A 14,156-nucleotide genomic window follows, 5' to 3' on the forward strand; every position below is an offset into this window, starting at 1 on the left:
CCACACTATGTAGGAGAAGGCAATGAAAACATGTCATTTTTTCAGTATTTATGCGGCTTTTCAGCCGTTTTCATAGTGGCAACATAGGTTGGAATTCCGGGAATCCAGGATTCATCAGAAAAAGGGGATCAACTGCCCGCAGAACCGGATGTGCTTCGCGATCGAGGATCCGTGCCTGACCTTCAGCGTGCCGGCCTACCAGACCGCATGCGGCGCTGTGGATATCACTATGCACACTCTGGAGAGATTCTTTAATAAAGGAGATCATACGGAGCTTACCGATGCCATAGCATGCTCTATCATGAGAGAAAATAACAGGGCAGCTAAGATCTGCATAGAGGATCCGACCAACTACGAGGCAAGGGCCACCATGATGTGGGCAAGCTCGCTTGCCCACAACGATCTGACCGGACTTGGCCGCGGGAAATTCCTCCAGCTTCACCAGTTCGAGCATGCCTTAAGCGCCCTCTATCCTGAGATAGCCCACGGGGCCGGTCTTGCTGCCCTCTGGCCTGCCTGGGCCCGCTACAATATGCCTTACAATATGGAACGCTGGGCTCAGTTCGCTGAAAATGTATGGGGTATAAAGGCTGATGCAGCTCACCAGGAGGAGGCTGCCTCAAGGGCCATAGATATGCAGGAGGCCTACTACCGCTCTATCGGAATGCCTGTCACTCTCCGCGAGCTCTCCGACAGAATCAGCCAGGACGACCTTGTGACGCTTTGTGATATGGTATCCGAAAACGGGAATCGTATCCTTGACGGGCCAAAGCCGCTTGACCGTTCTGATATACTTGCTATCTTCAGGAATGCATACTAAAAGAGGGGCCATGGGCCCCTTTTTATTTTATTAGTTTTACCAGCTCGCCCTCAGGCATTGGCTTATAGAAGAGATAGCCCTGGATCAGGTCGCAGTCGTTTTCCCTCAGGAAATCGTACTGCCGCTCAGTCTCCACTCCCTCTGCGACTATTGTCGCACCGAGGCTATGGCCCATGTCTATAGTCGATCTGACTATAGCACGGGATACCCTGCTTGTTTCGATCTTTTTGATGAAGCCTAGATCCAGCTTAATAGTATCGAACTCAAAGCTTTCAAGCGTTGAAAGAGAGGACATGCCGCTTCCGAAATCATCCAGAAGTATCATGATGCCTAACTCCTTCATCTCATTAAGAAGTCCAAGTCCATCAGACTCAAGCACGGCATAGGCCGACTCTGTGACCTCGACCTTTATCATATCCCTGATATCCTTATACTCTCTGAACCTGCTTATCAGATAATCCATAAGAGTCGGATTATAGAAGTCTATCCTTGACAGATTTACTGCGCATGGCAGAGGTGCAAGCCCTGCCTTCATCCTTCCCACGTTAAAATCAAGGACAGAATCGACCATGAACCTTGTGATCTTTGATATATCACCGTTCGCCTCTAGTGCCGGTATGAATATGCCGGGCGAAAGCATACCCATCTTTGGATGATCCCATCTGATAAGGGACTCAGCGCTTTTTATTTCCTTAGTTGCTGCATTTACGACAGGCTGGAAATATGGTATCAGCTCGCCCTTTTCTATAGCCTTATCTACCTGATGGATAAGGGTCTGCTTTGTCACGAAATCATCATTCATCGACTGGTCAAAGACCGCACAGTAACTCTGCTTCTCACAGCGGATGCTTTTCTCAGCCAGATGGGCATAGTCTATAAGCGAAGATATCTGGCAATCGCGATCAGTGACATGACAGATTCCAAGTCGTATATGAAGAGTATACTCCATAGAGCCGTAGGACATCCGTCTTGTCGTGACATGCGAGATGCTTTCCGCAGTAAGATTCCTGTTCTCTACAAGTATCACGAAATGATCTGCCTCAAGACGTCCTATTACAGCCGGATGCAGCTCATCCTTCAAGGCATGCTGCTCGTCAAATATTATCATATCGCCGTTCTTCCTGCCGAAGAGAGTATTCAATGCCTTGAAATTGTCAATGTTGGCATAGATGACAGAATATGAGAGGCTCTCATCCATATGTCTTAGTGCACATTCACAGGCTCTTAAGAAGCCCTCTCTGGAATACTCATCTGTCATCCAGTCGTGATCCAATATGGTCTCTATATCCATTATTGAGGCTACAAGTCCACTGTCACGGCTGTCTCCGGGATAGATACGCAGACTCTTCGTACTTATCCCTTCATCGGTCCTCACATGAAAGGCCCTGGTAAAGACCCCTGTCCTCTTTATCTCCTTCTTTACATCTGATATCTGTGTCTGGTCTATAATCGCCTGCTTCTCGTCATCGACCGAAAGCCTCTCAGAGATCTCATTTATAAGCTCATCATAGGTCCTTACCGTCAGGTCAGAAATCCCCTTCCTCTTAAGCTTATCGTCGTAATAGACAAATCTGATGCTGCCATTCCTTCCTATATGGAAAATCGCATCAAAGCCGCTGGCTTCCGGGAGCCTGAGATCCATGTTCGTAGTCCCCTTTCCACCTGTATATACCTCTCCGCTATAAAGCCTGTATTTCCTCTGATCCTCCAGTACAGTTCCCTCTCCAAAAAAATAAGTTCTTCCTTCATTTATGAAAAAATAGCTGCCGTCTGTGATCAGGTATATCCTGCGCCCTATACTCCGCGGCATAAGGATATCCTCGATCAGATCCATACCGTCAAAGGTCTGCCTGGCATAATACTGTATATGGGGAATGATATTCAGCCCGGTAAGTCCCAGTCCCTTAAGCTCATAGCAAAAGTCCGGGTCTGATGCCTCTCCCGGCAGCTCCGGCATCATAAGGACATCTGCGGCCGCATTTAGAGTTCCGGCACTCTCACCTATAAAGATACCGTTAAAACCGTAAAGCGCTTCCTTAAGCCCTGCTTTCTCTATAAATGCATTCTCGCCTGGCCCATGGCCTCCTGCCAGATACAAGACATCAGCCCACTGCATCAATTCATCAAGCGGCTCCTCTGTCCAGCTGTCAAAGATCCTTATCTCATCAAAAGAAAAACCGGAAAGCTTTAGTGCATCCCCGATCTTTCTTCTGTAAAGATCATTTCCCTTCTGATCGTCCGGATCGGCCGCAAACAGAAGGATCCTTGAATCCTTCTTCCAGTATCTGCCAAGCCGCCTGGCCATTCCATTTGTCTCGTATACAGGCCTTGCCCCGTATCCGTCTCCAGAATAATACTCCGTAAGACTACTAATAAGAAAAATAACCATAACCCCTCCGGCTGCTTATTCCTTATCATATTTACATCTATAAGTGTATTTTATCATATCACGGAAGGGATGGGAACCGGTAGTTTTGATTCTGGGATAGTCCCATAAAAGATGTTCGTCAGGTATTAGTCTGTCTTACCATCGGAAACAAGCCCCTTTATCGTATAATTCGCCTTAGGATACTTTTCTGATGGGTCCCATTGATATCCCATCCTTTTGAAGTATTTGTCATTGCCATATCTCTTAGTCGTTATATCTATATTCGTCCATTTATTCTTACCTACATTTACCAAATTCCATACATGTCCGAGTCCTCTTTCATCATACTTTAGTCTGTTGTCTATACCGGCAGAATCCAATACAGCCTGAAGCGCCTCTGCCTGCCCCTGACACACAGCATAGCCATCAAAAAGAGCACAAGCCAGCTCTGAACCATGCTTTCCTTTAGGAACAGCATTCTTCCCAAGTGCAACTGCCAGCATCCCGTGATCATACTTTATATATTTCTCAAGATAGTTCGTTACTGCAATGATGTTTTTTTCATTTGATCTGTTCTTTCTGACATACTTTTTCTTTATCGCATTAATCCTTTTTGTAACACTTATAGGCGCTACCTTGACCTTACATGTAGTCTGCCTGCCATTAGCCGTGAGTATTATGGTTGCAGTTCCAGGATTCAGTCCCCTGATAAAACAGGCGTTTCTGTCATTAATGATCCTGATGATCGATCTATCAGGCGTTGACAGGGTATACTTCTCCTCAAATGGGTTAAAAACGAACTGATCTGGAAATCCCTTTTCATCCAACTGTTTGATCGACATAGTCTGATCCTTTTTCAGATATGGCGGAAGCATAGGGCACATTGTGATCTTATCGTTGCTAAAGCCCGCAGGGAGTCCATTACCATTTTCACAATAAACTCCTGAACCCTCAAGAGCTCCTTTTCCTGCCTGTCTTATCTCTCCATTTATCACTATCAATCCGCAGTCTTGGAAAGCATCTTCAGAAGCATAATTTACTGTACTGCCTATATTGACCTTATGGGTACTGGAAAATGATCCCTCGCCAACCGAGTCTATTTCAAATGGACAGTCAATTTCCCTGCAATCCTCAAAGCTGTAATCACCAATTCGTCTAAGGCTTGATGGCAGGGTAAAAACCGGTCCGCCTTCAAAGCAACATCTTCCCACCTCACACAAACCTTCCGGCAGCTCAAAATGCTTCACAGGGTCATCTATTTCACTATATCCCAGCCTGTTAAAGCAATCGTTACCTATTGTAAGTGAATTGCCATTTCTTGGTAAAAATCTGACACAATCGCAATAATCAAATGAATCCAGAATATAGCTTACAGTGGCTGGTATCGTTATCCTTTTAGCTGCCGATACATACCAATCTGCACTTTCCTTATATTTACATTTGCCAAATGGAACTGCATTCAGACCCATTATCACATTCACATCATCCGGAATGGTTATATCTGTATCTGTCCCTATATAATCAAGCAGTATTCCATCGTTTATGATAAAACCATTTTCATTTCTTGCTGACATATATAGCTTCAGATAATAAAGCAGATCTTCATTCTCATTGAGATAAACAAAACCATCATCCAGTCCTGAAAATTTCTTATATGAATAATCATCCACAAGCGAAAAATCCGGCTTCTGATCCAGATAGCCGCTGAATGCAAGTCCACCATCTCTCTCGCCCATTCTACTAATCACCTGTTCAAAAGTAAAGGTATTCGATGTTTCCTCTGCACAGGCTGTCATCCACCATTGCGGCATAGCAAAAATCAGGATTACCGAAACAATGCAGATGATCCCAAGCTTTTGAATTCTGTTTTTCATAGTTGATTTCTCCTTTAATACACCTAATCCACAGGTACCGGTCATTAAGTCAAAGCCGCCAGTCCTATTGAATGTCCCAGTTCTCTCTCCTGCTTACAAAATTATGTCACATCCTTGTTCACTTATCCAGCTTATCTTTGTCCATTTCATCAAGCATAATATTGGTCCTTTCCATCATGCTGATGAAGAGCCGTCATTTATCGTCATCGGGTTCTGGTACATCCTTGCCTCCTGACAGAATGAAGTCCATCAGGAATTCGTTCACACGGTTATTGACACGGAACATAGGCATCGTCTTTCCATCTATCTCAGAAAAATAATGTGCAGCCTTTTCTTTTACTACTGTATCTTTAAGAGCTGTGAAACGCCCATATTCATTGATGTTGTCCTTCGTTACATGCGCATTCATAAGTTCTGTCAGTTTTTCCTCTGAAAGCCCTAAGTATCTACCCAGTCTCCTGATCTGGTCACTCTTGCGGTCGTGCTTGTATGATGCGATATAGTCGGAAAGCATCCATCCCTCATGCAGCTTAGCATCGCCAGTCTGTACATCATGCAGGAAAAGATTTGCAAATTTCTGATCCTCCTGCGACAGGAAGGCAAAAGACTTGTGCAGCTCCTCAAGAGTGCCATTCCTCTCTTCTTCTGACACGCCGTCCTGATTCAGCTGCTTCATCCACTTATCGAAGCGTGAATTCATGTAATCATTGTCTATAATCCCTGTGTTCTGATCAGTCAGATACGGATCAATGATAAAAGGCACATCTCCATCACCATCAGGACCAGGGCCGGACTTCCGCAGCTCTCTGTATCGCTGGTTCAGGATATCATAGGTCTTCTCGTCTATGAGCATCTCAATCGTACCAGACTTCTCATCATCCACGGTCAGAGGATAGGACTTCTTATCCCAGGTGAATCCCTGAATCTGTGCAGCCTGCAGGTATGTAGAGAACTCCCTGAACAGCTTCGCAAACTTCGCCCTCGCGGCAATATCCTCCGGCAGCCTGTCGAGATCAGGAATTCCTACATGGGTAAAGATATCGATCATATCCTGACCCTTCTCATTCATGTGGCGGATATTGTCCGGAAGATGGTCAGCAAAAAGTCCTCTAGGCTTATCACCCGAATACAGCTTCACTGCTTCTTCTATATTTCTCTTCATCGTATGAGGATAGCGGTAATATCTGATGGAGCCAAATGGCTTCTCATTGATATTGAAAAGACGGTTCGTCCGTGAGAAAGCCTGTATCAGATTCTGATATACGAGCACCTTGTCAAGATAGAGCGTATTAATCCATTTAGAATCAAAACCTGTAAGCATCTGATTCACGACAATCAGCAGGTCAAGCTGCTTTTCAGGCTTAATTCGCTCGTAATGCTTCTTGTGTGCAAGTCTTGCGGACACGTCCTTTTTAAATCTAGCATATCCCCCAATATCGAAGTTCTGACCATACAGAGAATTGTAATCTTCGATCATCTCCTTCAGACCGTCTTCCTTGTCGAGAGACTTCTTCCCACCCTCATTATCGATCGTCGGGTCGAAAAGCCCTGTTACCTTCAGGTCCGGTGCCATCTCTCTGAACTTCCTGTAATAGCGGATAGCCTCAGGAATGCTGCTCGTCGCAAATATCGCATGGAACTTATTATTCCGGCTCATGGTAAGCCAGTTCTCTACGATGTCCTCCACCACAGCAGTCTGAAACTCATCTGACTCATACTGCTCCTTTGGAAAATAGTCCTCTATCCCCTTCACATACTTCCCGTCTTCTTTTTTCTCGCCAACCATAGGGACATCATTGATGAAATGATAGTATCTGTCAGAGCTGGCCGGATCTGCAAGGATCTCTTCCAGTGATCCGCCGCCAGCTTCACGAATTGCGACCTGCTGACGTACATCCTTATCACGATATACCATGACCATCGAAGGATTGAATCCCAGCACATTTTTGTCTCTGATGCCGTCTGCAATACTATATCTGTGAAGTTCATCTCCGAAGATATCTGCAGTAGTATTCATTGCCTTCTCATTTTCTTCAAAAACAGGAGTTCCTGTGAATCCGAAGAAAAGTGCATTCGGAAATGTAGCCTTTATCGTAGTAAGCATCTCGCCGAATGTCGATCTGTGGCACTCATCTATAATGAAAACGATACGCTTCGTTTTGATATTCTCCAGGTCTTTTGCGCGCATTTTCCCCTCGGCATCCTCACGGATATTGCTCATCTTCTGGATAGAAGAAACGATCAGGGTATCCTTCGGATCTATGCTTTTCAGCTTACTGATAAGAGTGATTGTGTCCTCAGTCTCCTGCACATTGTCGGCATTGTCCGCAAAGGCACGGTACTCCTTGAGTGACTGCGTGCCGAGCTCCACCCTGTCCATCAGGAACACAACCTTATCAGCATCCTTAGAATTCGAAATGAGCTGAGCCGACTTGAACGAAGTCATGGTCTTGCCTGAGCCGGTGGTGTGCCAGACGTATCCGCCGAGCTGCCGCCCGTCCTTCCAGTCATTCTTTGCAACTCCGTCCGCTATCTTATCAGCCGCGTAGCACTGGTAGCTTCTCATGACCTTGAGCACGCCGTCAGAATCGTCGGCCACAGTATAGAAACCAATCATCTCGTGCGCCATTGGTATTGACAGGACAGATGATGCAATGCGCCTCCAGTCATTTATCGGTTCATTATTGAAATCTGCCCAGTGAAAATAAAAGTCGGGATTGAATCTGCCATCCGGTCCCGGATTCGCGAAATACAGCGTCTCCTCAGGATTCATTGCGAAGAACACCTGCACCAGAGAAAAGAGTCCTGTAAACACTCCCTCATGCGCATACTTCTCGATCTGGTTGCATGCCTCCTGAACCGGCACTCCGCTCTTCTTCAGCTCTATATGAAAGACCGGCATTCCATTGATGAGAAGCATCAGATCCCCTCGCCTGTCCTGAAGAACCTTGTCGTGTCTTGGGAAAATTGGCTGCTCCACTATCTGATATCTGCTCTGCCCGGCTGCAATCTCCATCCTGTCGTAGATCTTCAGACTCACTTCCTTGCCATAATGCATCTTATCATCGGGATTCTTTCGCATAATAGCCACTGTCTTTCCATTGATGAAACCATTGAGTGCCAGCGGCGTGCGAAGCTCCTTTATCTGCTCTATGAGCTGATCCATCTCCTCCTTCACGAGAGGCTTGTGGTCGAGCCTGTCGATATCCTGGTTGTTCTCAAAAAGGATCTGCGCCCAGTTGTCTATCAGCTGCTGCTCAGTCGGATGATGGATGACCTCTTTTTCCCATCCATTACTCTGGAGTGCAGCGATAAGGGCTGCCTCAAAATCCGCTTCTTTATCAAATCCAATCATTTTTTTCTCCTCAATTCTAATATCCTCTGCTTCCGCACTGAGTTCCGCTCTGAATAGCGTATTATTCTGCGAATTTTTCTTCCTTATCCTTGATTTTATATGCAATATGGCGTTTTTAAACCATCTCTATAGGACAGCGTAAGTATTTGTTGTCACCTCCAAATTTTATTTCGCTTTATAACCTCCACTCATCTATGCAAACATCTTTTCTAACATTGATTTCTTAATATTCACCAATTTATCCAACTCACGCTGATGAAGAGTAATAATGTTGTCGAGGTCTTGAAAAAAGCATGCAATTTTATGCTGTTCTGGCAAAGAAGGCACATCAACAAGAAAGTTGTGCATATCTGAAGCAAGAATATGTTTTATTGTATTACCCTTTGTTATATCATTAATCTGTCGTTTTGCCTCATCAGTCTGATACTCCGCATTAAGAAAGTATGGATCAGTTTCTACCTTCTGATTCTGAAACATGATAAGTGCATGAGCAGCAGTGTTATCAAGGCTTTCAGGAATTACAGCCGAGTGTCCAACATGACCAGACTGCACCATAACAATATCGCCAGTATGTAGCCACTTATCCCTCTGTTTATTATAAAATTCGTCGTTAATAAATATCTGAGAATTTCTATTTATTGAACCATCTTTCACATTGTTTGACTCCAGATAAAAATGTCCTTCATCAACATAATAAGGTGTTGCTGTTCCTACGAATGCATTTCTTATAGTACCGTATATCTCAGATAGTTTACGCTGTTCCCAAACGTCAGTAAATCCTTCAAATCGAATTTCTGGAACCCTAGCGCCATTTTGAGGGAACATTTTTTCGAGCATCGATTTTTTTACAGAAAGCAGTTTTTTATGCTTACGCTGATGAAGGGTGATAAGGTTATCTATTCCCGATAAATAGGCAGCAATTTTATGCTGTTCAGCCAAGTATGGAGATACCATTATCTCAATCTCACTTAATGCTGGGTACTTCAAATTCCAGTTATCTGATGTAATCCCTTGGGAATTCATTTGGAAAACATGCGTCATATCACTGCGTTTAAAAAGGTACGAAATACACTTTGAATCAACTACATCAGTAATCGGTGAAAGCACCGTATATGCAGGACTTACAATACCTTCATACGGTGAATACCCACTTGCTCCTTGCCACATTCTCATAGAGTTGTAGGCAATATCCCCTACGCATACTTTCTTATATTTCGACTTATTATCATTGGAATTATCATGTCTTCCAAGCTCAGAAAACTTCTTGATTCCCTCTCCGATTGTTACAGAGATTAATTCTCCCTCTGGCATACTTTCCTTGCGTTCTGTGAAGCATTCTCCCAGCTTACGCTGTTCCCAATCATCCGTGAACCCCTTGAATCTTATTTCCGGTGCTTTCCTTTCGTTCATATGAATCCCTTCCTGAATAGTCTAATCTTTCATCTCTACAAACTCTGCGAACCTTGGCAGCTGGAAACACAGCTTCCCGCGTTCTGGCGAATATGCCAGGCCGCGCTTTATCAGTCTGGCGCGATAGGCAAACGGATAACCCATGTTCATTCAAGCATCTTTCTGAACTCTTCTATTCCCTCTATATCTTCGAGCGATCCTGTGAGCTCCGACATCATCTCCGACAGTGACTTCTCTGTGTCATGGATCTCGTTCTCGATGTCCTGGTAGGTGTCTGAATACTTGGATGACAGCTCTGTGACCTTCTTTGCAAGCGCATCGATAATCGCATCCGGAAGTGCCATGATGCCATCTACTATCGGGGCTATCCACTTTTTTTCAAGAAGCATCTTCGCATCAGTATCTGTCAGATTCTCGATTGTCTCCTTCGTCTTCAGAACCAGTGCCTCAGAATCCTTCTTCACCTCTGACTTCAGACTCTTCTCTTCCTTGTTCAGCTTCTCAGCCTTCTGAAGCTCTGCAATGAGTGGAGATGAAGGATCATCAGCCTTCAGGGTCTTTATCATTGCCGGGATATTCTTCGTGACAAACTCATCATTCATATCGTTCAGAGCATCGGAGATCGTCTCCTTGTCATCCTCTGAGAGGCTTTCGATGATTGTATCGTACTCTGATGGAATTTCCGACAGGCGGTCTTTTTTCGCATCAATTGCTGAGAGATTATCTGACAGCAGCTGCCTCTGCACGAGATCAAATGGCAGAATATGCCCCTTCCATCCATTCTGGACTTCAATTATCTTGTCGCCCTTTTTCTTCTCGTCCATAAGCGGATCGACCACCTTTACAGAAGCCATCCCCTCTGCCTGGATCAGCTCCAGGTCCCCTGAGATGTCCGTATAAGCTGAATTGAAAATCTCGTATGCCACGTATTTGTCCACCAGACTGTCATCATCGAATCTGCTGAAAATATCTGTCGTGATCTCATCCTCAGTCTTCACTATCGAAAGGGTCTCTGCATTATCGATAAGTTCGGATGATAACTTTTCTCCGAAATCAGCGAAACGACCCCTGTATGCCGACATGAATTCCAAAACGTCTGCATTATCCTTGATCGCTGTCTTGACATCAGCGGCCTGTACCTTCGCATACTTCCCATCGGTCTCGAAAAGGTCATCCTTCAGAGTCGGAAATGCCTTCCAGTATTTATCCAGTGAAGCAAGCTCTGTCTCCGGAATCCCGCCGAACATGGACGCATAGATATCCCAGCTCTCGGCACTTTCTGAAGAATCCACATAGCGGGGGATGTTCAGATTGTAATTATTCGCCCTTATCTCGTCACGGCTCACGCGCTTCGAATACTTCGGTATCTCGAGACGCTTCGTGACTGTATCCGTGATTTTTCTTATATCGCAGGCTCTAAGCTTATTATTCTTTCCTTCCTTTGTGAAGCCCTTCGATGCATCGACAATCAGTACATCGGTATTCTCACGCTTCTGTCGGAGTACAATGATGATAGTAGGTATGCCTGTCCCGAAGAAAATATTTGCAGGCAGTCCGATTATAGCATCTATATTGTTCTGCTCTATGAGATTCTTCCTGATCTCACCCTCTTCACCGCCACGGAACAGCACTCCGTGCGGAAGTACGATAGTCATGATTCCGTCCGGCTTCAGATGATAGAGGTCGTGAAGCAGAAAAGCGTAGTCTGCCTTTGACTTCGGAGCCAGACCGTATCTGGAATAACGTAGATCATTTTCCTTTTCAGTCGGATCCCATCGCTGCGAATATGGCGGATTCGATACCACGGCATCCACATACAGCGGCTCATAGGTTCCCGTAGGATCTGAATCATCGAAATATGGCCAGTCCTCCTCGAGGGTATCGCCATTCCTAGTGACGATATTGTCCGGAAGTATTCCCCTCATGACGAGGTTCATTCTGGTGAGGTTATATGTATTTGCCTTCAGTTCCTGTGCATAGTATCTGATACGGTTCGGATCATCCATGTACTTTGCGATTGCGTGACCGATATTGATGAGGAGCGAACCGGAACCGGATGTGGGATCATATATCTTTATCTCATCACGTCCATTCAGATGATAGGCTATGATCTCCGACATCAGCACTGACACCTCATGTGGGGTATAGAATTCTCCTGCCTTCTTCCCTGCGTTTGCAGCGAACTGGCTGATCAGATATTCATAGATGAATCCCAGCACATCATAATCACTCTTTCCATCCATCGGTATCTCATCAATCAGATGGATGAGGTCGCTCACGGCCTTGGTCTGCGTCTTCGTATCACTTCCAAGCTTGCTTAAGCCTGTCTCAAGAGTATTGAATATGCCTTCGAATACCTTCTTGTGCGATGGCGATATCAGGCGTGCAAAAGAAGACAAGGCGGTCCTGACATTGTCTACGGTGAAGTCCGACCCCACGCCGATCCATGTCGAGAACATATCCTTATAAGCTATGAAATACCCCAGGCTCTGCTGTGCATTGGATACGGTCTCTGCATCATCCTCATTCACGTACTGCTTTATGTCATCTTCCGAATAGTCCTGTCTCTTGAGCCACCTGTGCTCCTGATCCGACAGATACTTATAAAAAATGAATCCGAGTATATAGTCCTTGTACTCATTTGCCTCTATCTTCGACCGCATACGGTTCGCAGATTCCCAGATCTTTGCTGCAAGCTGCTGTTTGTTCATCTGATGATGTATCCTCTCTTATTTTCCAATATATGAACCATTATAATCTTTTTACTGTTTCTTGTCACACTACTTCAAACTCGATCTTGACGGGATTTAAAAGCACGGTTCGCGCTTAACGGTGCCTGTCACCAGATGTCGTATGCTGTTAAAACCTCGTTTTATGTCAAATATGCTTTATCAGCCTTCCATCCATGTACATTTAGTACATGATTAAGATTATTATTGTTGTTTCTGCAACAGAAAATATCGGACTAAGGATTTATAGTTAATATCAGCAAAAAGATATACAACTGCAAATCGTACAAGGAGGAAAGACAATGGACAAGTATGTATGCGGACCATGTGGTTATGTTTATGATCCTGAGGTGGGGGATCCGGATAACGGAATAGCACCGGGAACAGCGTTTGAGGATCTTCCGGATGACTGGGTTTGTCCGGTATGCGGAGTAAGCAAGGATCTGTTTGAGAAAGAGTGAGGTGACTATATGAAAGCTTATGTAGATCAAGATATATGTATCGGATGCGGTATGTGCTCTGGTATAGAGCCGGATGCTTTTCGTATGAACAGTGATGGCAAAGCAGAGTGCTATGCAGAGGGCTATGATGCAAAAGTTCAGGAAGCCATTGACAGTTGTCCGGTAGGCGCTATTTCTGAAAAATAACATTACTCATCACGGGCTCGTGCAAAAACGCGCGGGCTCTTTTCTTTGTCCACTCTCTCTGAAGACAAGGGATTTTTTCCGAATTTTATTTCATAGAATATATACCCATTATCATCCTCTGCCAAAAAAAGCCATAGTGTCTTCACCTCGAAAACACTATAGCAGTCTTTAAACCCGTGTCAATTATACTCGGATCATATTTACTAAAATCAATCCGAGGAAAATGTGTAAACCGGCCGCATCATGATTGCCTGTTGCAATGTCGTTTATATATCTCCTGCTATAGTATAAAGTTCCTTCTGTTTACTGCTTGATTCAGCTTCTGTAAATATTTGAATTGCGATAAGGCCCTTTTTATCAGGTTCATCCTTGTTAACTGAATAAAGACAAATAACAACCATGTATCTGGTTCCGTTTCTAGTCTCAACATTCCGAAGTTCCCAGGCATCATATTCTCTTTTAATTACACCTTCACTTACAGATTTTGACATCACTTCTTTTGGAGCTCTTTGCCATTTCACCACATCAGAATCAAATGTATTGATCATCTCTGATATCTGTTTTCTTATCTCCGGCCTTTTCTTCAGCTGCGGACAGAGTTTCTGATATATCGGCTCTACGTTTTTATCCATAATAGCCTGCATCACTATTCCCTGGATATCATTTTCTCGTTTCTTCTTCTGATATTCTCTTATGCTGTTCTTTATAGTATCAACATACCTGGACACGCCGCAGGATGTGACTGACAGCGACAGCAAACCGATCATTATAGCTACTCCGAGTTTTTTTATTCTTCTCTTATTTGAATTCATCCCAGTACACCCATTGGTTAATTTATATTTAATAACTCAAACTTCGCACTTTAAAAAGTGCCTTTGTACCTTGAAAAATCAATAAAAAGTGGCAATTAAAAAGGCAGAATCGCCTTATATCTGGTATAATAGTTTCGACCA

General features: G+C 44.4%; 10 protein-coding genes. 3 read left to right on the forward strand and 7 right to left on the reverse strand.

The genetic code is table 11. The features are described 5' to 3' along the window. The first annotated feature begins 88 nt into the window (after positions 1-88). A complete protein-coding gene (locus ACTNCK_RS10845; protein ID WP_441082732.1) occupies positions 89-820 on the forward strand; it encodes an iron-containing alcohol dehydrogenase in 732 nt (243 codons plus the stop codon). Between the two features lie 22 nt (positions 821-842). Here the strand turns inward: ACTNCK_RS10845 and ACTNCK_RS10850 are convergent, their stop codons facing one another. From ACTNCK_RS10850 to ACTNCK_RS10875, 6 genes are all read right to left on the reverse strand, one after another. Next, positions 843-3,209, reverse strand: a complete 2,367-nt coding sequence (locus ACTNCK_RS10850; RefSeq protein WP_441082733.1) for an EAL domain-containing protein — start codon at positions 3,207-3,209, stop codon at positions 843-845. A gap of 125 nt (positions 3,210-3,334) precedes the next feature. Beyond that, complete coding sequence (locus tag ACTNCK_RS10855) at positions 3,335-5,062, reverse strand: leucine-rich repeat protein (RefSeq protein WP_441082734.1); 1,728 nt, start codon at positions 5,060-5,062, stop codon at positions 3,335-3,337. Between the two features lie 193 nt (positions 5,063-5,255). Then, on the reverse strand, positions 5,256-8,417 hold the full coding sequence (locus ACTNCK_RS10860) for a type I restriction endonuclease subunit R (protein ID WP_441082735.1): 3,162 nt from the start codon (positions 8,415-8,417) through the stop codon (positions 5,256-5,258). A gap of 192 nt (positions 8,418-8,609) precedes the next feature. Next, positions 8,610-9,827, reverse strand: a complete 1,218-nt coding sequence (locus tag ACTNCK_RS10865; RefSeq protein WP_441082736.1) for a restriction endonuclease subunit S — start codon at positions 9,825-9,827, stop codon at positions 8,610-8,612. A 21-nt stretch (positions 9,828-9,848) separates the two neighbouring features. Beyond that, positions 9,849-9,977: a hypothetical protein gene (locus tag ACTNCK_RS10870; protein WP_441082737.1), complete on the reverse strand. Its 129-nt coding sequence runs from the start codon at positions 9,975-9,977 to the stop codon at positions 9,849-9,851. Next, positions 9,974-12,538: a type I restriction-modification system subunit M gene (locus tag ACTNCK_RS10875; protein WP_441082738.1), complete on the reverse strand. Its 2,565-nt coding sequence runs from the start codon at positions 12,536-12,538 to the stop codon at positions 9,974-9,976. The genes ACTNCK_RS10870 and ACTNCK_RS10875 overlap by 4 nt, the downstream gene beginning before the upstream one ends. 320 nt (positions 12,539-12,858) lie before the next feature. Here ACTNCK_RS10875 and rd point away from each other — a divergent pair, with 320 nt between their 5' ends. Further along, the gene (rd, locus tag ACTNCK_RS10880; protein ID WP_441082739.1) at positions 12,859-13,017 is read left to right on the forward strand and encodes a rubredoxin; all 159 of its coding nucleotides are present in this window, start codon (positions 12,859-12,861) and stop codon (positions 13,015-13,017) included. Positions 13,018-13,026: 9 nt separating this feature from the next. Beyond that, on the forward strand, positions 13,027-13,203 hold the full coding sequence (locus ACTNCK_RS10885; RefSeq protein ID WP_441082740.1) for a ferredoxin: 177 nt from the start codon (positions 13,027-13,029) through the stop codon (positions 13,201-13,203). 266 nt (positions 13,204-13,469) lie between these two features. Here ACTNCK_RS10885 and ACTNCK_RS10890 read toward each other — a convergent pair whose 3' ends face one another. Next, positions 13,470-13,847 carry a DUF5104 domain-containing protein gene (locus ACTNCK_RS10890; RefSeq protein WP_441082741.1) on the reverse strand — a complete coding sequence of 126 codons (378 nt, stop codon included), beginning with the start codon at positions 13,845-13,847 and terminating at the stop codon, positions 13,470-13,472. Between the last annotated feature and the right edge of the window lie 309 nt (positions 13,848-14,156).

The organism is Candidatus Weimeria sp. HCP3S3_B5 (assembly GCF_052064335.1).
In the GTDB taxonomy this organism is placed as follows: Bacteria; Bacillota; Clostridia; order Lachnospirales; family Lachnospiraceae; genus Weimeria.

Excerpts from the sequence above, each read along its gene's own strand:
- ACTNCK_RS10850 (WP_441082733.1), bottom strand. The coding sequence starts at position 3,209 with ATGGTTATTTTTCTTATTAGTAGTCTTACGGAGTATTATTCTGGAGAC.
- ACTNCK_RS10875 (WP_441082738.1), bottom strand. The coding sequence starts at position 12,538 with ATGAACAAACAGCAGCTTGCAGCAAAGATCTGGGAATCTGCGAACCGT.
- ACTNCK_RS10890 (WP_441082741.1), bottom strand. The coding sequence starts at position 13,847 with ATGCAGGCTATTATGGATAAAAACGTAGAGCCGATATATCAGAAACTC.
- ACTNCK_RS10885 (WP_441082740.1), top strand. The coding sequence starts at position 13,027 with ATGAAAGCTTATGTAGATCAAGATATATGTATCGGATGCGGTATGTGC.
- ACTNCK_RS10855 (WP_441082734.1), bottom strand. The coding sequence starts at position 5,062 with ATGAAAAACAGAATTCAAAAGCTTGGGATCATCTGCATTGTTTCGGTA.
- ACTNCK_RS10865 (WP_441082736.1), bottom strand. The coding sequence starts at position 9,827 with ATGAACGAAAGGAAAGCACCGGAAATAAGATTCAAGGGGTTCACGGAT.
- rd (WP_441082739.1), top strand. The coding sequence starts at position 12,859 with ATGGACAAGTATGTATGCGGACCATGTGGTTATGTTTATGATCCTGAG.
- ACTNCK_RS10860 (WP_441082735.1), bottom strand. The coding sequence starts at position 8,417 with ATGATTGGATTTGATAAAGAAGCGGATTTTGAGGCAGCCCTTATCGCT.
- ACTNCK_RS10870 (WP_441082737.1), bottom strand. The coding sequence starts at position 9,977 with ATGAACATGGGTTATCCGTTTGCCTATCGCGCCAGACTGATAAAGCGC.